Source organism: Oceanobacillus sp. FSL K6-0118 (genome assembly GCF_038006665.1).
GTDB lineage: Bacteria > Bacillota > Bacilli > Bacillales > Amphibacillaceae > Oceanobacillus > Oceanobacillus caeni.
On record NZ_JBBOVR010000001.1, the window covers coordinates 1 to 22,847 of the forward strand.

Annotated in this window: 17 protein-coding genes and 1 riboswitch; of the genes, 8 read left to right on the forward strand and 9 right to left on the reverse strand. The window is 36.0% G+C overall.

The genetic code is table 11. The annotated features are described in order from the left end of the window. A partial coding sequence (locus MHI02_RS00005; RefSeq protein WP_341165541.1) for a hypothetical protein occupies window positions 1-600 on the forward strand: 600 nt, incomplete at its 5' end. A gap of 2,047 nt (window positions 601-2,647) precedes the next feature. Beyond that, entirely contained in the window at window positions 2,648-4,789 is a 2,142-nt protein-coding gene (gene recQ / locus MHI02_RS00010) for a DNA helicase RecQ (RefSeq protein ID WP_060668617.1), read from the forward strand. 628 nt (window positions 4,790-5,417) lie between these two features. On the opposite strand, the gene MHI02_RS00015 is transcribed toward recQ, so the two are convergent. After that, window positions 5,418-6,644 (reverse strand): aminopeptidase, encoded by a 1,227-nt coding sequence (locus MHI02_RS00015; protein WP_060668618.1) that lies wholly within the window; start codon window positions 6,642-6,644, stop codon window positions 5,418-5,420. A gap of 174 nt (window positions 6,645-6,818) precedes the next feature. Here MHI02_RS00015 and MHI02_RS00020 point away from each other — a divergent pair, with 174 nt between their 5' ends. Beyond that, entirely contained in the window at window positions 6,819-7,145 is a 327-nt protein-coding gene (locus tag MHI02_RS00020; RefSeq protein WP_047184494.1) for a winged helix-turn-helix transcriptional regulator, read from the forward strand. An 87-nt stretch (window positions 7,146-7,232) separates the two neighbouring features. On the opposite strand, the gene MHI02_RS00025 is transcribed toward MHI02_RS00020, so the two are convergent. From MHI02_RS00025 to megL, 3 genes are all read right to left on the reverse strand, one after another. Beyond that, complete coding sequence (locus MHI02_RS00025) at window positions 7,233-7,736, reverse strand: acyl-CoA thioesterase (RefSeq protein ID WP_047184493.1); 504 nt, start codon at window positions 7,734-7,736, stop codon at window positions 7,233-7,235. Window positions 7,737-7,755: 19 nt separating this feature from the next. Then, window positions 7,756-9,198: a cardiolipin synthase gene (gene cls / locus MHI02_RS00030; RefSeq protein WP_204798826.1), complete on the reverse strand. Its 1,443-nt coding sequence runs from the start codon at window positions 9,196-9,198 to the stop codon at window positions 7,756-7,758. A 175-nt stretch (window positions 9,199-9,373) separates the two neighbouring features. Beyond that, window positions 9,374-10,561, reverse strand: coding sequence for a methionine gamma-lyase (megL, locus tag MHI02_RS00035; RefSeq protein WP_341165542.1), 1,188 nt, complete (start codon window positions 10,559-10,561; stop codon window positions 9,374-9,376). A 302-nt stretch (window positions 10,562-10,863) separates the two neighbouring features. Beyond that, window positions 10,864-10,981: riboswitch (SAM riboswitch) on the forward strand. Between the two features lie 121 nt (window positions 10,982-11,102). Between megL and MHI02_RS00040 the strand changes: the two genes are divergently transcribed. The 3 genes from MHI02_RS00040 (at window position 11,103) to MHI02_RS00050 (ending at window position 14,642) form a co-directional block, all read left to right on the forward strand. Continuing rightward, a complete protein-coding gene (locus tag MHI02_RS00040; protein WP_341165543.1) occupies window positions 11,103-12,788 on the forward strand; it encodes a PLP-dependent aspartate aminotransferase family protein in 1,686 nt (561 codons plus the stop codon). Window positions 12,789-13,065: 277 nt separating this feature from the next. Then, a complete protein-coding gene (locus tag MHI02_RS00045; protein ID WP_204798372.1) occupies window positions 13,066-14,004 on the forward strand; it encodes an SGNH/GDSL hydrolase family protein in 939 nt (312 codons plus the stop codon). 5 nt (window positions 14,005-14,009) lie between these two features. Then, window positions 14,010-14,642 carry a YpmS family protein gene (locus MHI02_RS00050; RefSeq protein ID WP_047184500.1) on the forward strand — a complete coding sequence of 211 codons (633 nt, stop codon included), beginning with the start codon at window positions 14,010-14,012 and terminating at the stop codon, window positions 14,640-14,642. Window positions 14,643-14,676: 34 nt separating this feature from the next. Here the strand turns inward: MHI02_RS00050 and MHI02_RS00055 are convergent, their stop codons facing one another. Further along, on the reverse strand, window positions 14,677-15,291 hold the full coding sequence (locus tag MHI02_RS00055; protein ID WP_341165544.1) for a hypothetical protein: 615 nt from the start codon (window positions 15,289-15,291) through the stop codon (window positions 14,677-14,679). Window positions 15,292-15,533: 242 nt separating this feature from the next. Between MHI02_RS00055 and MHI02_RS00060 the strand changes: the two genes are divergently transcribed. Further along, window positions 15,534-17,156, forward strand: a complete 1,623-nt coding sequence (locus tag MHI02_RS00060) for an ABC-F family ATP-binding cassette domain-containing protein (RefSeq protein ID WP_047184487.1) — start codon at window positions 15,534-15,536, stop codon at window positions 17,154-17,156. A 638-nt stretch (window positions 17,157-17,794) separates the two neighbouring features. Here MHI02_RS00060 and MHI02_RS00065 read toward each other — a convergent pair. Both MHI02_RS00065 and MHI02_RS00070 read right to left on the reverse strand, forming a co-directional pair. Next, window positions 17,795-18,730, reverse strand: coding sequence for an NAD-dependent epimerase/dehydratase family protein (locus MHI02_RS00065; RefSeq protein WP_047185136.1), 936 nt, complete (start codon window positions 18,728-18,730; stop codon window positions 17,795-17,797). A 28-nt stretch (window positions 18,731-18,758) separates the two neighbouring features. Further along, the gene (locus tag MHI02_RS00070; protein WP_047185137.1) at window positions 18,759-19,949 is read right to left on the reverse strand and encodes a glycine C-acetyltransferase; all 1,191 of its coding nucleotides are present in this window, start codon (window positions 19,947-19,949) and stop codon (window positions 18,759-18,761) included. Window positions 19,950-20,286: 337 nt separating this feature from the next. On the opposite strand from MHI02_RS00070, the gene MHI02_RS00075 reads away from it, so the two are divergent. Continuing rightward, the gene (locus tag MHI02_RS00075; protein ID WP_255449109.1) at window positions 20,287-20,418 is read left to right on the forward strand and encodes a hypothetical protein; all 132 of its coding nucleotides are present in this window, start codon (window positions 20,287-20,289) and stop codon (window positions 20,416-20,418) included. Between the two features lie 86 nt (window positions 20,419-20,504). On the opposite strand, the gene MHI02_RS00080 is transcribed toward MHI02_RS00075, so the two are convergent. Beyond that, window positions 20,505-21,305: a LysM peptidoglycan-binding and 3D domain-containing protein gene (locus MHI02_RS00080; protein ID WP_047185138.1), complete on the reverse strand. Its 801-nt coding sequence runs from the start codon at window positions 21,303-21,305 to the stop codon at window positions 20,505-20,507. Between the two features lie 355 nt (window positions 21,306-21,660). After that, entirely contained in the window at window positions 21,661-22,833 is a 1,173-nt protein-coding gene (locus MHI02_RS00085) for an iron-containing alcohol dehydrogenase (protein WP_047185139.1), read from the reverse strand. Between the last annotated feature and the right edge of the window lie 14 nt (window positions 22,834-22,847).

The window sequence follows — 22,847 nt, forward strand, 5'->3', positions numbered from 1 at the left end:
AGGTTGTTAGTTTTGAAGAGTTTTAGTAAGTTTTTATCCATTATACTAGCATTCAGTTTAATCTTTTCTACATTTGGACCAGCTTATGCAGATGCAAGTACCGCTGAACCTTTAGAGGACGAGGAATTTGAACAGCTAGAGGAATTACTTTTTGCTATTGAAAACATTCCTGATGAAGTTATTGATAGCGGTGATGATTTAATTATAATGAATTGGATAAAAGATAATGTAGAAAACGCTGCATTAAAATCAAATTTTGAAATAGCAATAAATAAATATCAAAATAAAGAGGAAATAACTACATACGGAGCGGTTGGCTGCGCAGGAGCACTCTTAGCGGCGCTAGGATCAAATTTATTTGCACCTTTAAAAATTACAAAAATAAAATCAGCTATTAAAGCAGCCGGTGGAGCAACAAAGTTTGTTAAAAAAGCTAAAAGTCTTTATGATTCCTATAGAAAAGCCGGATATAAAAAGACTCTTGCTTTTAATAAGGCAATAGATGGGGCTGCTGGTAAGGCAAGCACAGAGGTCAAAGACGCTATAAAAGACTTTTTTGGTATTACTGGTCTCCTTGCCGCTTGTGGTTTAGATACTTAAACCTATAAGATTAGAAATAATAAAGGAGATTCCATAATAGTATGGAGTCTCCTTTATTTATGAATGTTACATAGTTTATTCATTTCCATTGGATTTATTATTGTTTTTTTTACTTAATTTATATTTAAAACCAAAAACAAATATTAAAATCACAATAGCATATATTACTACATTCGTAAAAGTTTTATTAAACGAAAAAATTAGTGATATTAACAAAAAGCATGCTAAAAAGGCGTTTAAATAAATCATTGTATATGTTAGTTTATCTCTTTCATTCAAAATTAACACTCCTTTATAAATAGTAAATATAAACGTTTACAGTTCTATTGTAAATTTAAAAAGGAAATTTTTCTAGTTTTTTATCAGCAAGTAAATTAAGTAAAAAATAGAGGATGATAAACTGAAACGAAGATGATAGTAACTATACGTTTCATAGCGATATTTTTTACTTTAATAAGTACAGGTTATGCTAATGATAATGAGGGTGACTTTATTAAAAAGAGCCAATAGACGTTGGAGAATTTTACAAAAAGTGGGTTATACAATAGATATCACAAAAATTCAATCAGTTTGAAAAACAATTTAGCACAAAAGTGATACTCCCCCAAAAATGCCTTTTTCGGGTTATTTTAAATTAAGTTTGATAGACATGTCAGCGCCCTCACGCCCCCATAAAGTCTTTGGAATGTCTTTGCTCTGTTGGATAACAAGTTTTCTGCCTTAGAAGCTCCAAGCTTTTTCATTCTATAAGATGAATTGAATAATCGGCTGCCGAAAAAAATCAGGATGCTCCTACTGGAATGTTTAAATGCCTCATGACATTTTCCTCCTCCATCATAAATCACCCCACCACCGAAAGAAATGAAAAGCCAAAAAATCAATCAAATCTCCACAATACACAAACATACATTCATATAGCGTTTACAATACCATTTATACTCCGGTTGCAACAAATCATTTTGATAAAAAAATGATAAACATGGAGCTAATGTTTGTATAGATAAAAAGGGCATAAATTTCTCTCAATGAAAAAGAAATAAACGATAAGTGATGAAATATTTGTCTGGGTTACTTTAACTGTATCACAAAAGCTTCGGATAAAAACCTTGAAAACATTTAAAATGATTGTTTTTAAACTAGTTATGTCTATTTATATAACACAGCATCATTTGGTAACATAGCCAAATGGGAAAGGTGATAAAATATGAAAGATGATTTTATGAAGGTTTAGATCAAGATACAATAGATTTATTTAAGAAGTTAGATGAATACTCCGCGCCAGAAACCGCTAATTGTTACATAACAATAGAGTTGTTTAATTTTCAAAACCGCAAAAAGGCATTAGAACGTGTCCAATATGAACGGAGGAAAATAAAGTTGTTTAATTATCGGTGCACTTGCTAAAGTCACATTTCAAAGTTGTAACACTAAACTCCATAGAGGAATAATATTCGTTGAGCTACCCCCCAATTCCTAATTCTTTATTTTATACAGAGTTTTATGCATGTTGGTCCATCAACAATATATATAATCCTGTATATTTAAATATTTTTTAGTATATCAGTATTTAACATGTTAAAAATTAGTACTCTATTAGCCTTTCGCTAAGGAGTTATCTTTATTTCTTAACTGTCTTATTAATTCAAAAAGCGTTAATAACGAAACAATCGCCATAACTGTACCATTAATGTAATTGTGCTCAAAAAAGTTTAATAATGATACGAAGATAGTAAAACAATTGAAATAAGTAGTGATATTTCCCCCATTTTCCACCTCTCTCTTTGTCCATGTTATATTAAAGGATTGCAATCACTTGTGCAAAGCCATGGTGATTTCTAATTTACCAAAAATAATATTTTCTCTCAAACTTCAGGCGGAAAATTACTTTCTAAAGCCCAATTTATGTAAAGTTATGATAGGATAATAGTATTAAAATGGTTTAATAATGTTAAAAATGGTTTAGAAATGGTTTTAATCATGGATTACCACCAGAATATAATTAACTATTAAAATAACAATATGACATATGAAAAAGGAGGATTGTTTCATGCTCACAAAAGAGGAGAAGGTTTTACAAACGTATTTTGGCTATGAGACATTTCGGCCTGGTCAAAAGGAAACAATTGAGCATGTCCTACAACGAAATAATACACTTGCTGTCATGCCAACAGGAGGCGGAAAGTCCTTATGTTATCAAATCCCCGGTTTGTCCATGGATGGAACGGCTATCATTATTTCCCCATTAATATCACTCATGAAGGATCAGGTGGATGCACTAAACGCATATGGTATCCCTGCCACTTTTATCAATAGTTCCCTTTCCCAATCTGAGCAGCAACTCCGATTGAATGATGTCATGCAAGGTCGATACAAATTTGTTTACGTTGCACCCGAACGATTTGAATCTGGCCTCTTTGTTAACATCATGAATCAAATACAAATTGCTCTAGTAGCTTTTGATGAAGCTCACTGTATCTCTCAGTGGGGGCATGATTTCAGGCCAAGTTACAGGTCGATTGTAAGTACATTAAAACAAATTTCTAATATTCCTGTGTTTGTAGCACTTACAGCTACCGCAACGGAAGAGGTCATCCACGATATTCAGAACCTTTTACATATCGATCATGTTATCAATACCGGATTTGCCCGTGACAATTTAGCCTTTCACGTTGTTAAGGGGAAAGATAGAACCAGTTATATTCGTACTTTTTTAAACGAACATAAGGTAGAATCTGGGATTATTTATACGGCTACACGTAAGCAAGCAGATAGTTTATATGAACAACTTTCACGACTCGGGTTGTCCGTTGCCAAATATCATGCAGGAATGTCGGAAACAGAGAGAAAAGAAGCACAAAACTCCTTCATTCATGATGAAACGAACGTAATGATTGCTACGAATGCTTTTGGTATGGGAATTGATAAATCGAATGTTCGCTACGTCATTCATTATGCGATGCCAATGAATATTGAATCGTATTATCAGGAAGCTGGAAGGGCCGGTCGAGATGGAGAGCCGAGTGATTGCATATTGCTTTTCTCCCCGCAGGATGTACAACTGCAAAAATTTCTGATTGAGCAATCCTTGATGGACGAGTCAGCGAAACAAAATGAATATCGAAAATTACAAGAAATGATGAATTATTGCCACACTCACAGCTGCCTGCAAGATTTCATATTAGATTATTTTGATGATAATCAATCAGAAAAAAATTGCGGCCGATGCAGTAACTGTATTCAAGGACAAGAAAAGACCGACATCACAGAAGAAGCACAAAAAATACTCTCTTGTGTCAAACGAATGGGTGAACGGTTTGGCGTTACGATGACAGCAAAAGTATTAAAAGGATCGAAGGATAAGAAGATTTATACATTTGGATTGAATAAATTAACTACCTATGGTCTCATGTCTAACTATACTGAAAAGGAGATCACAGAGCAGATTCAACTCCTTATTGCTGAACGAATGCTTTCAACCGAAGAGGGAAAATATCCTACTCTAAAACTGAATCAAAAATCTGTTGATATTTTGAAAGGGAAAGAAAGTGTTTGGATGTTCGCACCAACCATTCCTAATAGCGAAGAAACAGATTTCTTTGAAGATTTATTCTCGAGTCTTCGCTCTCTTCGTAAGAAAATTGCAGATGAAGAAGGAATTCCACCATATATTTTATTTTCAGACGCAACATTAAAAGAGCTAAGTCGTTATTTTCCAACAACAAGGGAAGATATGCTTGCCATTAAAGGGATAGGTGAAAAGAAATTTGAGCAATATGGAGAAGCTTTCTTAGAAGTAATCCAACAATGGAGAACTGACCATCCAGATGTAAAAGAAAGAGTTCGCATTACAGATACTAGACCAAGACCGAAAACGAAGAAACAACCTGGAGATGATCAACCAAGTCATCTCATTAGTTACCAAATGTTTCAGTCAGGAAAATCACTAAAGGATATCGCCGCCATACGTGATATGTCTAACCAAACAATCGAAAATCATATTTTTAAAGCATACAAAGATGGACATCCTGTTGCTTGGGACATCTTTTTTAATGAAGAGGAAGAGAAAGTGGTTCTAGAAGCTCGAAGTCAAATTACCGAGGATAAACTAAAGCCATTGAAAGAAGCATTACCTGAAGAATATAATTATACGATGATAAAAGCGGTGCTTGTGAAAAATGGATGGATGTAATATGAAGGCTATCTCCCAATAGGTTTTGGGCGATAGCCTTTTTTGCTTCTCGTATGATGTGACCAGAATCATGCGCTTCACTCTCAAATGAGCACTCGTAAACAGGATGAGTTACCGAATTGGATTTTTTGGCGCTTGTTCGGGCACTCATAATCCGATGAGTTACCAAATTAGATTTTTTGGCGCTTGTTCGGGCACTCATAACGTAGATGAGTTACCGAATTAGACTTTTTGACGTCTGTTCGGGCACTCATAATGCCAATGAGTTACCAAATTAGACTTTTTGACGTCTGTTTGGGCACTCATAATGCCAATGAGTTACCGAATTAGACTTTTTGACGTCTGTTCGGGCACTCATAATGCCAATGAGTTACCGAATTAGATTTTTTGGCCTTGTTCCGGCACTCATAACGTCGATGAGTTACCGAATTAGATTTTTTGGCCTTGTTCCGGCACTCATAACGTCGATGAGTTACCGAATTAGATTTTTTGGCGCTTGTTCCGGCACTCATAACACCTATGAGTTACCGTAAACAACCCAATGGGGAATCCCCCTAGTTTTCATAGGAAGGATTCACCCAAAAAAGCAGGCACAAGGGAAAAGCCTATCCCTTGTGCCTGCTATTATTTATGCCCATGTACCATTTCTAAAAATTGGTTCCACTGTGCCATCTTGCTTAACCCCGTCAATATCCAATTCTTGAGAGCCTATCATAAAATCCACGTGAATAAGGCTATCATTGACACCATGTTTGTCTAGTTCCTCATCTGACATGGTTGAGCCATTTTCTATATTCGTTGGATAAGCCTTTCCAAGTGCGATATGACAAGAAGCATTTTCATCAAATAATGTATTATAGAAAATAAGTCCAGACTGAGAAACCGGAGATTCATGCGGTACTAAAGCTACTTCACCTAATCGACGTGCCCCTCCATCTGAATCTAAAAGATGTTTTAATACTTCTTCCCCTTGCTCGGCCTTAAAATCAACTACTTCCCCGCCTTTGAAAGTTAAACTGAAATGATCAATCACACTTCCACCATAGTTTAACGGCTTCGTACTAGCGACCGTTCCATTCACACCATATTTATGTGGCACAGAGAATACTTCTTCTGTCGGCATATTTGGATTAAATGTTACGCCTGTTTCTGCTTGAGCAGAGCCACCCTTCCATATATGACCTTCTGGAAGTTCTATTTCTAAGTTCGTACCAGGAGCCTTAAAAATTAATTTCTTGTAATTCTTAGCGTTTAATTCTTCTCTCTTTTCCTTTAATGTTTGATTATGCGCATCCCATGCTGCAACTGGGTCGTCTTGATCGACACGGACAATTTTTAAAATAGCGTCCCATAGACTTTCGATAGCTTCCGCTTTTGTTTTATCTGGGAATATTTTTTGTGCCCAGTCGCCTGAAGGAATAGAAATAATAGACCACGGTATTTTATCATTCATTGTATATTTGCGAAAATTTTTCAGGGCCTCTCCTGCTGCTTTGTTTGCCATTGCCACTCGCTTTGGATCAATATTTTGAAGTAAATCAGGATCGGTAGAACGAATGCTTAATACAGCAGCTCCATCCTTTGCATACATATCATGAAGCATGACACGCCATTCTGGGAATGAACCGATAACTTCATCTGGGGCATTTTCATATTTTAATAATGCTAACTCGTCATCTGACCAGTTAATATGTACATCCTTTGCACCAAGTTCATACGCCTTCTTCGCAACTATTCTTGTAAAATCTGCTCCTTCAATCGGTGCATTAATCATTAATGCTTGATCGGGCTGTAAATTTACTCCTGTTTTTAATGCCAATTCTGCATATTTTTCCAGTGATTGATGGTCTACCATCTTTTCCCCTCCAATTAATTAGTTTTACCACTATTATTATTCCACTTTTTCATATGAAATACCTTCTTAATTGCTTATTCCATTTTCTCCAAGTTCTTTACTCATCGTTCAGATTTTGCTAAAATGACATTTAGTTACTTTTAGTAATTAATAGATGAGATTGAGGTGATCAGAATGGAGAAATTATGTCCACGATTTGAAAAAGCAATGGGACTTCTTAGTAAACGCTGGGTTGGTCTTATATTATTTGAATTATTGCAAGGGCCGAAGCGATTTTCAGAGATGGAAACTGATTTGCCTATAAGTGGAAGATTGCTCTCTGATCGTTTAAAGACGCTTGAAAAGGAAGGAATTGTTAAACGTACTATTTACTCTGAATTTCCAGTTCGGATTGAATATAGTCTATCAGATAAAGGGAAAGCTTTAGAACCTGTTATAAAGGAAATTCAAAATTGGGCAGAAGACTTTATCACCTATGAGGAAGTTGAACCAAAGTCATAGAAAATTGACATTTACTATTAGACGTTATCATCATTTATTTAACATGAGTGACCATTTTTAGCTGTATGGTCACTCACCCATTCATTTTTAAAATCCAAATTTCTCCGCAAACTCTTTCGAACGTTTTCTTCTTGCTTTACGTTGTTCTGCACGTTCGATAGCCGCTTCATGAAGTGCCCTTTCCTGTTCTGTTTCTGGATAAACGGCAGGAACTACATCTGGTTTTCCATTTTCATCTAATGCCACAAACGTTAAAAATGCGGTATTACACACTCTTTCTTCACTCGTTATTACATTTTCTGTTACTACCTTAACGAAAATCTCCATAGACGTCCGGTGTGCATATGTAACAAATGCTTCTATTGTGATTGTTTGCCCTAATGTTACTGGGGATAAGAAGTCAACAGAGTCCATGGATGCTGTTACAACATTTTTTCTTGCATGCTTTAATGCAGCGATGGACGAGACCTCATCAATATGTGCTAATAACTTTCCACCAAAAAGAGTTCCATGATTATTCGTATCTGGCGGAAGTACAAGTGTTGTTTTTATTGCTCTTGATTCTGAACAAGCCTTTGCTTCTAATTCCATTTCTGTGTATATCCTCCCATTATAGTACCGGTGAAATTAAACGAGAAATCGACTCCTTAAATCGAATCCCGATCGTACGTTTATTATATAGTTTTTCCGTCATCTGCGTAGATAATTTTATATCTTGATTAAAGGCATCCACTAATTGTTTGGAGATTTCTTGGTCATAAATAAATGCATTCACTTCAAAATTAAGTTGGAAACTTCGTACATCAATATTTGCTGTACCCACCGAGGCTATCTTTCCATCAACTACAATTGTCTTGGCATGGAGAAAGCCATTTTGGTAAATATACACTTCCGCACCCGCAGCTAGTAATTCTCCAGAATAAGAAAGTGTTGCCCAATAAACAAATGGATGATCTGGTTTATTCGGAATCATTAACCTAACCTTCACACCGGAAAATGCCGCAATTCTTAATGCGTCAAAAAGACTATTATCAGGAATAAAGTACGGTGTTTGAATGTAAATATATTCCTTAGCTGATAAAATCATTTTAATGTAACCATACTTTATTTGTTCCAACTCTGAATCCGGACCACTCGAAACAATTTGCATTCCTACATTACCACTAGGTTTAGCATTATAATAACGTTTATTATATAAAATATCCCGTCTTGACGCATGGTTCCAATCTAAAACAAACCTTGTCTGTATGCTATTTACTGCATGTCCCTCTATTCGTAAATGGGTATCACGCCAGTAACCGAATTTTTTCTTTTTCCCAAGGTATTCATCACCAATATTAAAACCACCTATATAAGCAATCCTCCCATCAATGATGGCTGCTTTTCGGTGATTCCGATAATTAATTTCAAAGTTAATTTTTAAGAATGTAGAAGGGAAAAATGCCTCAATCTGAACCCCTTCCTTTCGAAGTTTATGGAGGAATTTTTTACTTAACGAACGAGACCCCAAATCATCGTATAGTACACGTACTTCTACTCCTTGCTTCGCTTTCCTTATTAATGTTCTTGCAATTCTTTGTCCGAGCTCATCATTTCGTATTATATAATATTGAAGATGGATATGATCTTCCGCCTTTTCTAAGTCCTCTATTAATGAATCAAACTTTTTTTTTCCATCCGTAAAAATTTGAACATCATTATCCTGGGTAAGAACGGCATCATCATTTCGTAGATGCAAGTAGGCAATATCCGAATACTCCTGCATATTCGGATTATTAAACCGAAACTGATGGTTATGGAAAACACCCATCTGATCCTTTACTGACTTCCTGAACGCTATCCATGTTTTTCGATCCCAGGTAAAAATACGTTTTCTATATAGGGAGCGGCCAAAAATTAAATAGAGGATAAAGCCTAAAATCGGAATAAATAAAAGTACCATTAACCAAGCCCAAGTCGATGGTGGGTTTTTCCTTTCAAGAAAAACAATAGAAATACCTAATAAAATGTTCATTACGATGATAAAAGCGAATAAAAAAGTTAGTATTCCCATTGTTTCACCTCTTCCTATAGGAATAATATATCCATATTATACTTACTTTTCCTTCATTTAACTAATTATAAGAACGATGCATTGAAGTTTAGTATTCCATCCATATTGTTTCATATTCCATTCTACCACGCCCAATCCCCGCTTTCTTTGATTCGGCATGTGGATATTCAATTCCTTATTTCAACTGATCTAATGCTTGTTTTAAATCGTCCCAAATGTCTGGCCATGCTTCCAAACCAACCGATAATCGAATTAGTTGATCTGTAATCCCCATCTTTTTACGAGATTCTTCAGGTACTACAGCATGAGTCATCGTTGCTGGATGTTGAATGAGTGATTCTGCGTCACCTAGACTAACCGCAATTTTTATCATCGATAAAGCATTAAGAAATTGTTGTGCATCTTTTTTGTTTCCCTTAATCTCAAAAGATACCATTCCCCCACCTTTTCTCATTTGTTTCTTCCCTATACTAAAGTCAGGATTTGTTGACTCATGTGGATAGAATACGTTATCCACTTTCGGGTGACTTTTGAGATGTTCCATGATCTTCTTCGCATTTTCGCAATGGCGGTCCATACGTAAAGGTAATGTCTTTAATCCACGAATTAAAAGCCAAGCATCAAACGGGGACATAACCCCACCAATGTCTTTTAAAGTAGTTAATGCAACCTTATCCACAAATTCCTTCTTCCCAACCACGAGTCCTGCTATCACATCTCCATGCCCGCCAATATATTTCGTTGCACTATGAATGACAACATCACAGCCTAAATCAAGTGGTTTCTGTAAATAAGGAGTGGAAAAGGTATTATCCACAACAACTGGAATATCAAATTCCTTGGCAACCTTGGAAACCATTTCTAAATCTACTAAACGCATCGTCGGGTTAATCGGAGTTTCAATATAAATGACCGCTGTTTCAGGTTTTACTTTGGAGCGGATTTCTTCTTCGGTGTCCATATTTGAAAAATCAACTTTCATGTTATACTTATCCTTCATCATGGTTAAAAGACCAAACGTACACCCATATAAACCTGAAGAGCATAAGATATGATCGTTTGCTTTTGATAAGGAGATTAGTACAGCCGAGACTGCTGCCATCCCTGAACTAAAAGCTAGTCCCCGCTCCCCATTTTCTAACGTAGCTATCTTTTTTTCCAAAATAGTTACAGTAGGATTTCCAAGTCTCGAATATATATACCCATCTTCTTTCCCCGAAAAACGCAACTCCCCTTGTTCTGCTGAATCAAATGTAAAAGTTGACGTCTGAAAAATGGGTGGTGCCAAACTTCCTAACATTTCTTTATCCTCATAACCATCGTGAATAATTGCTGTTTCTATATGTTTATATTTCTTTCCCATCCGTCCTTATCCCCCTTCCATTTCCATACTTATATATATGCATTTAGTTAAGTTTCATTGAATAGGTTTAAAAAAACTTAAGCCCCTGGAAATACAATAGTTAGAATACTAAATGTATAAAGAAGAACAACCATCTGTGGAGGTTTTCCTCCATCCCCTTAGTCGGATTTTTACGGACAGTTGATCTCCCACCTACCTTTTTTGTTCCCCCAGAAGCTTGAGGTAAGATAAAATTATTTATTTTTTTGAAATGTATTGACAAATAAAATCCCGACCATTATACTAAGCATTAATCAATAAATCTCTTATCAAGAGCGGTGGAGGGAATAGGCCCTTTGAAGCCCGGCAACCTGAAAGTTAGTAACTCTTACTTTTCTACGGTGCTAAATCCTACAGGTCACATGAACTGGAAGATAAGAGGAGGATCGGCTATTTGTATAAATAGAAGCCCTCTTCTTAGGAAGAGGGCTTTTTTTCATCCCCTCTGCCTCCAGATTTGGAATAGTAACATACCAATCAAACACTCAAGGAGGAATTATCTATGTCTAAATTCGATTTACAAAACCCTGAAACATTATTACTTCATGCAGGTCAAGAGGTTGATCCAACAACCGGCTCACGTGCGGTTCCAATTTATCAAACAACTTCTTATGTTTTCCGTGATACCGAGCATGCGCAAAATTTATTTGGTTTAGCAGAACCTGGTAATATTTACTCTCGAATCATGAATCCTACATTGGATGCGTTTGAACAACGAATAGCAGCTTTAGAAGATGGTGTTGGTGCCCTGTCGCTATCATCAGGAATGGCGGCCATAACATTTGCTATTTTGAATATTGCAGAAGCCGGAGATGAGATTGTGGCCGACAGCAACCTATATGGTGGTACATACAATCTTTTTGCTAATACTCTTCCAAAGTATGGCATCAACGTTAAATTTGTAGATGGAACAAACCCTGAAGCAGTAAGAGCTGCTATCAACGAAAAAACAAAGGCCGTTTTTGGTGAAATTATTACAAATCCAAGTTTACAAGTATTCGATGTAGAAACCATTGCGGACATTGCTCATGAGAATGGAATTCCGTTAATCATTGATAACACATTTGCAACTCCATACGTTACAAAACCAATCTCATGGGGGGCAGATATCGTTGTACATTCCGCCACAAAATGGATTGGTGGTCATGGTACTACCATTGGCGGTGTCGTTGTAGATGGTGGACGTTTTGATTGGGGGAATGGGAAATTCCCAGGGTTTACAGAACCTGATGAAAGCTATAATGGGTTAAAATATGCAGACCTTGGCCCAGCAGCATTTATTACAAAATTACGTGTCCAATTATTACGTGACATAGGCGCGTGTTTAAGTCCACAAAATGCTTTCCTATTTTTACAAGGATTGGAGACCTTACATTTACGCATTAAGCAACATACGAAAAATGCACAAGTAGTTGCCGAATACCTAAACAATCACCCAGCAGTCGAGTGGGTTAACTATCCTGGATTAGAAAATCACCCATCCCACGAAAAGGCGAAAAAATACCTGAAGGATAGTTTCGGTTCAATCATTACGTTCGGTATTAAAGGTGGACGTGAGGTAGGAAGAAAGCTTATTGACAATATTAAATTATTATCTCACGTTGCAAACGTTGGGGATGCGAAATCACTAATTATCCATCCAGCTTCTACTACTCACCAACAATTAAGTGCTGAAGACTTGAAGAAGAGCGGTACATCTGAAGAACTTGTTCGTCTATCTATTGGGCTTGAATCAACAGATGACATCTTAAAAGACCTAGACCAAGCTATTGTAAAAGCTACTGGTGAAGCTCCAGTTATTAAAGAAACAGAAGATGACGCAATTAAATGGTTACTCTCTTCCCCATTTGACCGTAATGGAGGAATTAGAAAGAAAGTAATTGCAACAACTGTTTCCAACAGTGAAGCGGCAACAAAGTTACAAAAACTCGGGTTTCAAATTGTTTCTATTAACAACTTAGCAGAAATTCCAAATGAAGTAGATGCTTTATGGGTTAAAAGTGCATCCCTATCTGCTTCTTCCATTGAAGATCTTGAGAATAAACAAGTAAAAATTCTTTGGATTGAAGATGAAGAATCCTTTGATTTCGTTGAAAAAGCAAATGGAATTACTGTAATTTCTGGCAAAAATCCATACGATGAACTAAATCGATTAAGGGGTAATATAAACGAAGCAGCTCTTGTGTAATTAGAAGGGAGCTTACAACACTAAAACTGAAAATCATACAAAAATAGCAGGGCAATTCGTACTTGAATTTGCTCTGCTATTTTAATTATTCTAATATATCTTATCTTGTAAAAAAAGACTTAAACTCTTTTTCTTCTTTCTTGTTTAAATCATATGTTATTGAATAAAATATAAGGGTATAGAAAATATAACATGTTATAATTAACATTCAAATTATTTTTGTGGTGAAACGACTCACACTACCATAAAATAAAGTAAACAACTTAGGTGTGATGACATGAAGCGTAAATATCTTATTATTATAGGAATTTTATTAGTTTTAGCAATCGTATTTATTTCTTATTTAAGTGAATTAAACCCACCTGTTAGCCAGCAAACCTTTAAAAGAGCAGAAGTAACAAACCAAGAGGAAGAACCCTCGAAAGCGGAAGAGCAGACGGAGCCATCTATAGAAAACAGGGATGTGGAAGAACATACACCTAATGAACATACTTCTCTTCAAGAGGAAAGGCCCCTTCCAGACAGGATATCTGAAGTACTAGAAACCACCTTAAACTTCTTCTTGTCTAATCATACACGAGTTGTCGCAATTGGGGACTCCTTAACGCAAGGTGTAGGCGATGAAACAAACCAAGGTGGATATGTTGGAATATTGGAACGAACGATTAATGAAAATAATGAAATAGCAAAATTTGAAAACTACGGAAAGCGCGGAAACCGCTCGAACCAATTGTTAGAACGGTTAAATGAAAGGGAAATCCGTTCTTCTATTAAAAGGGCTGACATTGTCCTCGTTACCATTGGGGCAAATGATATTATGCAAGTTGCAAAAGAGAATATTATGAATTTAAAACTTAACGATTTTATTGAGCAAAGAGGCCATTACGAACAGAACCTCAGAAAAATCGTAAATATAATAAGGAATTTAAATGGAAATGCTGAAATTTACCTTGTTGGTTTCTATAATCCATTTGAAAAGTATTTTCAAGACATTGATGAGTTAAACACTATTGCGGAAACTTATAATAGCACAACAGAAAGCATTGCCGAAATGAATGATCATGTAACGTTTGTCCCAACCAGCGATTTATTCCGGGACACAGATACGAGTTTATTTTCGGAAGATAACTTTCATCCCAATTATCAGGGGTATCGCAAAATTGCTGAACGGGTATTGGAATATATATCACATGACATTATGAGTGAAGAGAGTTGAAAACCATGAATACACAAGAAGGGACAAAAAACGAAAATAATAAGTGGAAAAAGCTATTTTACAGTTTATTAGGTTTCAATATCCTGGTCTTCATAGTTCTTCTTATTCTTATTTTTTGGCCTGTATCTGAATTGAATCCAAAGCCACATTCAGAAGACATAATAAATGAAAGTTCGGAGTTTGTAGTTCGAACAACAAAACAAAATCTAAATGAATTGATTAATGCCTACCTTGAACAGGTGCTTCATAATTCAAGACATCAATACCGTATTCTACTAGAAGACGATGTACAGTTAAGAGGAGAACTACCTGTTTTTAATACAACAGTTCCTCTTTCCGTTCATCTAGAACCATTTGTTCAAGAAAATGGTGACATCATATTGAAGCAGCGTTCCATTTCAATTGGCTTATTGGAATTACCCAATCGGAAAATAATGGAATATATGGGGAAATATTTAGATATGCCCGAGTGGGTTACCATTAATCCAAAGAATGAAGAAATATATGTTGCAGTAACAGATATGGATATCAAAAGTAATTTCAACGTGTCGGTAGAACGGATAGATTTAGAAGCAAATGATTTGGCATTCCGTATACAAATTCCATACAAAACGTTGGGAATAGATGCATTAGAATAGTTAGGCTTTTAGGCGAAAAAATAGCGAAGGGAATTCACCCCTTCGCTATTTTAATACGTTTTAACTTTTTAGATAAATAGAATGGTAGAAAAAAACGCTGAAGTTGCTCTTCTTCTTCCATCTCCTCTTTATAATAACTTTCAAGAACTCCCTTATACATTAAATGAAGGCCTTCCAGCATTCGTATATCTTCTGGCTTCACGAAGCAAATAGACTTTGAAAATTGAATTTGCTTTACTTCATTTAATAGAGAAGCAATAAACTGAGAACAGAAAAAGGCATTCCTGCGCTTCCATTCAATTTGTAAAAGAACACCAAATAATCCAATAAAATTGTATTTATAAGCATCTTTTTTCGCTTCCATTTCACAAATTCGTTCCAAAATTCGATGATACTCCAAATCTTCTACAGAAAGTTGATAAATCTCACATTCCGATTTTCTTAGAAAACCACAACGGACATCTTCTTTCACAAATCCACCAATAAAAGGATTTCTCACATTTTTACGCCCAAAACTATAAACATCTATTAATTGTTGATCAAAACTAATAGATACATGGGTTAACGATTGACCTGTAAACAATCGAATCACTCTCGTTAACAAGGTACCCGTATTCGTAAACAATAAGTATATTACTTTCTCTTCCATGACTTTCCCTCTTCTCATATATGAGTTTATTCGGAATACCTTAAGCTTTTATGTTTTATATATCTCTTTCATACATTCCTAAACGGGCGCTTCCGCTTTTTTATAATATGACAGTTTTTTTTATATTTTTCAATAGTTATTTTACGGCTGTTCTATAATAATTGTTACTTTTCATTGACGTATCTAGTGAAATGACGTAAGCTAACTTTGATTACTTTTTAAATTGGAGGCAGTTTAGTTACATGATTACGGTTACGAATGTAAGTTTACGATATGGCGATAAAAAATTATTTGAAGATGTAAATCTAAAATTCACTCCCGGAAATTGTTATGGTGTAATCGGTGCGAATGGTGCAGGTAAATCGACGTTCCTAAAAATTTTATCTGGTGAAATCGAACCTCAATCAGGCAATGTATCTCTAACTCCAGGTGAACGTCTTGCTGTTCTAAAACAGGACCACTTCGCTTATGAAGATCATCAAGTATTGGACACCGTATTAATGGGCCATGAGCGCCTATATAAAGTAAAGCAAGAAAAAGATGCTATTTACATGAAAGGTGACTTTACCGAAGAAGATGGTATGCGTGCTGCAGAACTCGAAGGTGAATTTGCTGAAATGAACGGTTGGGAAGCTGAATCTGATGCTGCTGTTCTATTAAAAGGACTTGGTATTGATGAATCCCTTCATATGCTAACTATGTCAGAGCTTACTGAGGACGATAAAGTGAAAGTATTGCTCGCCCAAGCTTTATTTGGTAACCCTGATATTCTTCTACTGGACGAGCCTACGAATGGTCTTGATATTCAAGCAATTCAGTGGTTGGAAGAGTTCCTCATTAACTTTGAAAATACTGTTATCGTAGTATCCCACGATCGTCACTTTTTAAATAAAGTGTGTACACACATTGCTGACGTTGACTTTGGTAAAATCCAAATTTATATTGGAAACTATGACTTCTGGTATGAATCAAGCCAGTTAGCTACAAAGATGGCACAAGAAGCTAATAAGAAAAAGGAAGAAAAGATTAAGGAATTGCAAGCATTTATTGCTCGATTCAGCGCAAATGCATCTAAATCAAAACAAGCAACTTCTCGTAAAAAATTACTAGATAATATTACATTGGATGATATTAAACCATCTTCTCGTAAATATCCTTACATTGCCTTTACCCCTGAAAGAGAGATTGGAAATGACTTACTACGTGTGGAAGGATTAACAAAAACGATTGGTGGCAAGAAAGTTTTAGACAATGTGAGCTTTACGTTAAATAAAGATGATAAAGTTGCTTTTGTTGGTCCGGATGATATTGCCAAAACAACTCTATTTAAAATTTTAATGGGTGAGATGGAACCTGATGCAGGTAGTTTTAAATGGGGAGTAACTACTTCTCAGTCTTATTTCCCTAAAGATAACTCGGAGTTCTTTGAAAACAGCGATCTCACTTTAGTAGATTGGCTCCGTCAATTTTCACCTGAAGATGAAACAGAAACATTCCTACGTGGATTTTTAGGTAGAATGTTGTTCTCTGGGGAACAAGCTTTGAAAAAGGCAAATGTTCTATCTGGTGGAGAAAAAGTTCGCTGTATGCTTTCTAAAATGATGTTATCCCATGCAAATGTGTTAATCATGGATGAACCAACAAACCACTTAGACCTTGAATCGATTACATCTCTAAATAATGGTTTAATGAAGTTTAAAGGGTCTATCTTATTTACCTCCCATGACCATCAATTCGTTAATAGTATTGCAAACCGTTTGATTGAAATCACACCAAACGGCTTGATTGATAAAGAAATGAGTTATGATGAATACGTGCGAGATAAGAAATTACAGAAACAAATTAAAGAAATGTATGCAAGCTAATTCTTTAGCACTCCCAATATTTATAAGGGAGTGCTTTTTGGTTTTTTATAATTCTGTACTTAATATATATCAGCATTCTTTCCTCTGATATCAATACTTCTCAAGATATCAGTACTACTTCTCAGATATCAGCACTACTTCCCAGATATCAGTACTACTTCCCAGATATCAGTACTACCTCCCAGATATCAGCACTACTTCCCAGATATCAGCACTACTTCCCAGATATCAGCACTACTTCCCAGATATCAGCACTACTTCCCAGATATCAGCACTACTTCCCAGATATCAGCACCACTTCTCTGATATCAGCACCACTTCTCTGATATCAGCACCACTTCTCTGATATCAGCACTACTTCTCTGATATCAGCACTACTTCCCAGATATCAGTACTACCTTCCCAGATATCAGCACTACTTCTCTGATATCAGCACTACTTCCCAGATATCAGTACTACTTCTCAGATATCAGCACTACTTCTCAGATATCAGCACTACTTCTCAGATATCAGTACTACTTCTCAGATATCAGTACTACTTCTCAGATATCAGTACTACTTTTCAGATATCAGTACTACTTCTCAGATATCAGATATCTGCAGGTCGTACACCTTTAGTCATACAAGGAGCAACCTCTCTATTTCCCCTTAATTTTTCGAAACATATCCTCCGTCGTTTTTTCTAGGTCAAATTTTGGTTGGAATCCCCATTCCCTTTTTGCTGCAGTACAGTCTAATTGATTTGGCCAGCTATCAGCTATTTTTTGCCGGATTGGGTCTATTTTATAATCAAGTTGAAAATGGGGAATATGTTTACGGATTGCTTGTGCAAAATCCTTTGGTGCTGCGGCAAATGAGGAGATATTGTAGGCATTTCGATTCTTTAGTTTATTAGAGTCCGTTTCCATTAGTTGTATAATGGCATCTAATGCATCTGGTATATACATCATGTCTAGCGTCGTATCCTTTTTAAGATAAGATGTATATGCACCTCTTTCTAATGCAGCATGATATATTTCTACTGCATAATCTGTCGTCCCTCCCCCTGGTTCATTATGTGAAATGATCCCTGGGAAGCGAATTCCTCTTGTATCCATCCCATACTTTTTAAAATAATAATCACATAGTAATTCCCCTGCTGTTTTATTAATACCATACATGGTTATCGGCCGTTGAATGGTAAGTTGAGGTGTGTTTTCTTTTGGAGTGGAGTGGCCAAATGCCGCAATAGAGCTTGGAGTAAAAAATTGAAGATCCATTTCTCGAGCTATTTCTAATCCATTGAGCAAACCTGTCATATTGGTTCTCCATGCTTCTAATGGTATGAATTCTGCCTTTGCTGATAGTATAGAAGCTAAATGGATGATTGTATCCACGTTATGCCTTTTCGCTATAGCCGAAAACTCCTTACCTTCCGTTACATCCATTTTTTCAAATGGTCCTTCCTCTTGCGCCATCAAAGAATTTCGAATATCGGCTGCAATGACACTAGAAATACCATAAATCGTTCGTAGTTGTTCTACAAGTAAGGAGCCGATTTGACCGAGTGCACCAGTAACTAAGATACGCTTCATATTGGAACCTCCTTCTTTACAAGCTTTTTTAAATCAACCCCATTTCCCTTCCGACCTTTTCATATGCTGCTAGGGTTCGATCAAGCATTTCCTTCGTATGTGCGGCAGTTGGCATGTTCCGGATTCGCCCTGTTCCCTTTGGTACGGTAGGGAAGACGATTGATTTAGCATAAACACCTTCATCATACAGTCGGTTACTAAATAGTTGTGTCACCTTTTCATCACCGATTATACAAGGTGTAATCGGCGTTTCACTTTTGCCTATGTTAAAACCTAACTTTACGAGCCCATGTTTTAAATAATTACCATTTTCCCAAAGCGCTTGATTCAATTCCTTAGAGTCCATTAATAATTCAATCGCCTTTATGCTAGCCGCTATATCTGCTGGGGATAAAGCTGTTGAAAACAGAAACGGTCGGGAGCGTGCTTTCAACCAATCAATTAAGACCTTTTTTCCAGCAACGTATCCACCTACTACCCCAATCGCCTTTGATAGTGTTCCAATTTGAAAGTCTATCTTTTCCTCTAATCCAAATTGCTTCACTGTTCCATAGCCGTTGCCTGTAACACCAGACCCATGTGCATCATCTACATAGGTAATTAAATTTAATTCTTCGGCAATATCCACAATATCAGGAAGTTTCGCTATATCTCCATCCATAGAAAAGACACCATCTGTAATAATCATCATTTTCTCGTATTTTCCTAAAGAAATTGCTTGTTTCGCCTTTTTCCTTAAGTCATCCATATCCGAATGCTCATACCGGATAATCGTTGCCTTTGATAGTCGGCATCCGTCAATGATTGATGCATGATTTAAAGCATCAGAAAAAATAACATCACGCTTATCCATTACAGCGGAAATGGCCGCCATATTACAATTAAATCCCGATTGATAAGCAATTGCCGCTTCTGTCCCTTTAAATTCAGCTAATTTATTTTCTAGTTTATCATGAAGATCCAGTGTCCCATTGATTGTACGTACAGCTCCAGATCCAACCCCGTGGGAACCTATAGCTTCCTGAGCAACCTTTTTTAATCTTGGATCCGTTGCAAGCCCTAAATAATTATTAGATGATAGGTTAATGAAACTTTTATTGCCAATGGTTATCATTGGGCCGTTCGCTCCATAAACCGTATCGATTTCATTATAGAGTCCATTTTTCTTCAGATTCGCCAAATTACTTTCTAAAAATAACCTTAATAAATGATTTGCCATTGTATTGCCCCCTTATTAACATCATATTCATGACACTGCTTACGTTTTCGTCATTGGAAGAAATTTATTAGAAATCTAGGATAAAGAAGACTTCCATAAGTGGGGGGTTCCTTCATCCCTTACTGATGGTTAGGATCTTTACAGGCAGTTGATCACTCACCTACCTTCTTTATTTCCCCAGAAGCTTGAGGTGGGTCTTACTACCCGTTTAGGTGGGGTAAAAGTAGAAACTATGAGATTACTTGTTTATATTTTAGAATATGAAAGATTTCCCTGTGGTTAATTCCCTTCATTTCTATTATAATACATGTAGTACATTTGATGGAGGGCAACTAGAATGCGTAAGGTTTTATTCGGACTGTTTGTATTAGTTATATTGTCAGTCGGAACGTTTGGGGTTATGAAGTCAACAGACGAACCAACAGAGATCATCGAGGATAACGGGGTGTCTACGGAAGTTCACTTTTAATAGAAATCTATTTTAATCACAAACCCCGTGGAAAATTTAAAGAAGGAATACCACTATCCTGCCAGGTATTCCTTCTTTTTATCATCTTATAAAATTGTTATGTCAAGAGTACGTGTTCCCCACTCTTTGGCTTTATCTACATTTGGAATAAATACATCAATTCGATTACCTTTAATGGCACTTCCAATATCAGCTGCTACTGCTTCTCCATAACCCTCTACATAAACTTTTGATCCTAATGGGATAACATCTGGGTCTACGGCAATTACTTTTGCATCTGGATTGCTATTCAAATCCATACCAGTATATGTAACACCTGAACAACCTTCACAATCAGCAGTATATGCAGTTGCTTTTACCGTTATTGTTTTTCCTTCTGGCTTATCATCAGAAACATCAGCTTGTACTGGTTTTTCTTCTTGTTTTACTTCGTTATCTGCTTTTTGTTCTTCGTTTTCTTCTTTTTGTACTTCATTATCTGCTTTTACTTCTTCTTTTTGAACTTTATTCGGCTCTTCTTTTGCGATATTTTTATTAGATAATTCTTTAATATGAAGTTCTTGACCTTCAATAATAGTATCAGACTTTAGATTATTCCAATCTTTTAAATCGTCTACCGTTACACCATATTGATTGGCAATACTAGTTAAAGAATCTCCGCTTTCTACTACATATGTTTCATTTAATAATAGAATTTGTTTCGGATGAATAACTGTTGTTTTTAAATCATTTAAATCTATTAAATCATCAACTGATGTATTATTTTCATTTGCTATTTCCCAGAGACTATCCCCTGTTTGAACTTCGTATTCCTCCGCTGATACGGTTGTTACAGTTGCTGTTAACATCATAAATCCAGCAAAAAATCCTGCTACTAACTTTCTCATTTGGATTCCTCCTTTTAAGTCTAGATTAATCCTATCATAGCTTCATAGAGAAAACAGTAACAGTACAATTAAGAGTTTATGACAAACATTACGAGTGTCTTGTATTTTGTATCATTTGTAATATTTTTGATACATTTGCACTAGTTTTGTCTATTAATATTACAAATAATAAATAGTAATGTTGCTTTGAAAATTAAGGGAATTTTCATTTAATTGCACCAGCCACCCGTACATAACCTATGTTTCCATCGTATAGTTAATAAGTAAACATTTAAATATAAAAAGGAAGCACAGCTATAAAAACTGTACTTCCTTTTATTACCTGGGAAATATTTGTCGAACTTTGTTCCACAAGTTATAAACTTGCTTTAAAGATTTCAATGGAATCTTGCTTCGTTAACTTTTTAAAGTTACCAAATTGAGGACGGGAAACTACCGTTTTTTCCGCCATTAGCTCAATAGAAGTTTCGTCGATATCATAATCCGCTAGTCTAGATGGTGCACCGATACTCTTCCAAAATTCGCTTAGTCTATCAATTCCTTCTAATGCCACTTGTTTATCCGTTTTGTTTGATGGGTCAACATGAAATACATTTTCAGCCAATTGTTTAAAGCGATGTACATTTTCATCATCTAAAACATGTCTCATCCAGTGAGGGAAAAGAATGGCTAGTCCTCCGCCATGAGGTATATCGTGCACAGCTGATACGGCATGCTCTAGGTTATGTGTTGCCCAATCACCTGCATACCCCATATTTAACATATTGTTTAATGCTAATGTACCAGCTAAAAGAATCGTTTCTCGATGTTCATAACTATCTAGATTCTCTAAGAGCTTTGGCGCCGTTTCTATAACTGTTGTAAGGATACCTTCACAAAATCGATCTTGTATTGGTGTATTTGGCGTTTGATGGAAATAATGCTCTAGTACATGTGACATCATATCTACTATTCCATAGATTGTTTGGTCACGGGGAACCGACATCGTATGTTCTGGGTCCAAAATAGAAAACTTCGGAAACGTGTATGGAATGGCATTCCATCCATGTTTTTCATTTGTCTCCCAATTCGTAATGACGGAACCAGCATTCATCTCAGAACCTGTTGCAGCTATTGTTAAAATGGTACCAAAAGGTAATGCATCCTTAGCACGGGCCTTTTTCGTTACAATATCCCACATATCTACATCGGTTTTCGCACCTACTGCAATAGCTTTCGTGCAATCAATTGTACTACCTCCACCAACCGCTAAAATAAACTCAATTCCTTCATTTTTACAGATTTCTACACCTTTTCGAACGGTAGTGATTCGTGGATTTGGCTCTACTCCTGAGAGTTCAAATACTTCTGCATTGATTTCTGATAATTTCTCTAAAACATTATCGTAAATACCATTACGTTTAATGCTTCCTCCACCATAAACTAACAAAACCTTCTTCCCATATCTCTCCACTTCTTTTGGTAAAGTATCTAGTTGTCCTTTTCCGAAAATTAATTTTGTTGGATTATAGTACTTGAAATTATCCATGCTTCAAATCCCCT

Bases quoted from the DNA above. Each gene is read 5' to 3' on its own strand.
- recQ (WP_060668617.1), top strand. From the start codon at position 2,648: ATGCTCACAAAAGAGGAGAAGGTTTTACAAACGTATTTTGGCTATGAG.
- MHI02_RS00015 (WP_060668618.1), bottom strand. From the start codon at position 6,644: ATGGTAGACCATCAATCACTGGAAAAATATGCAGAATTGGCATTAAAA.
- MHI02_RS00020 (WP_047184494.1), top strand. From the start codon at position 6,819: ATGGAGAAATTATGTCCACGATTTGAAAAAGCAATGGGACTTCTTAGT.
- MHI02_RS00025 (WP_047184493.1), bottom strand. From the start codon at position 7,736: ATGGAATTAGAAGCAAAGGCTTGTTCAGAATCAAGAGCAATAAAAACA.
- cls (WP_204798826.1), bottom strand. From the start codon at position 9,198: ATGGGAATACTAACTTTTTTATTCGCTTTTATCATCGTAATGAACATT.
- megL (WP_341165542.1), bottom strand. From the start codon at position 10,561: ATGGGAAAGAAATATAAACATATAGAAACAGCAATTATTCACGATGGT.
- MHI02_RS00040 (WP_341165543.1), top strand. From the start codon at position 11,103: ATGTCTAAATTCGATTTACAAAACCCTGAAACATTATTACTTCATGCA.
- MHI02_RS00045 (WP_204798372.1), top strand. From the start codon at position 13,066: ATGAAGCGTAAATATCTTATTATTATAGGAATTTTATTAGTTTTAGCA.
- MHI02_RS00050 (WP_047184500.1), top strand. From the start codon at position 14,010: ATGAATACACAAGAAGGGACAAAAAACGAAAATAATAAGTGGAAAAAG.
- MHI02_RS00055 (WP_341165544.1), bottom strand. From the start codon at position 15,291: ATGGAAGAGAAAGTAATATACTTATTGTTTACGAATACGGGTACCTTG.
- MHI02_RS00060 (WP_047184487.1), top strand. From the start codon at position 15,534: ATGATTACGGTTACGAATGTAAGTTTACGATATGGCGATAAAAAATTA.
- MHI02_RS00065 (WP_047185136.1), bottom strand. From the start codon at position 18,730: ATGAAGCGTATCTTAGTTACTGGTGCACTCGGTCAAATCGGCTCCTTA.
- MHI02_RS00070 (WP_047185137.1), bottom strand. From the start codon at position 19,949: ATGGCAAATCATTTATTAAGGTTATTTTTAGAAAGTAATTTGGCGAAT.
- MHI02_RS00075 (WP_255449109.1), top strand. From the start codon at position 20,287: ATGCGTAAGGTTTTATTCGGACTGTTTGTATTAGTTATATTGTCAGTC.
- MHI02_RS00080 (WP_047185138.1), bottom strand. From the start codon at position 21,305: ATGAGAAAGTTAGTAGCAGGATTTTTTGCTGGATTTATGATGTTAACA.
- MHI02_RS00085 (WP_047185139.1), bottom strand. From the start codon at position 22,833: ATGGATAATTTCAAGTACTATAATCCAACAAAATTAATTTTCGGAAAA.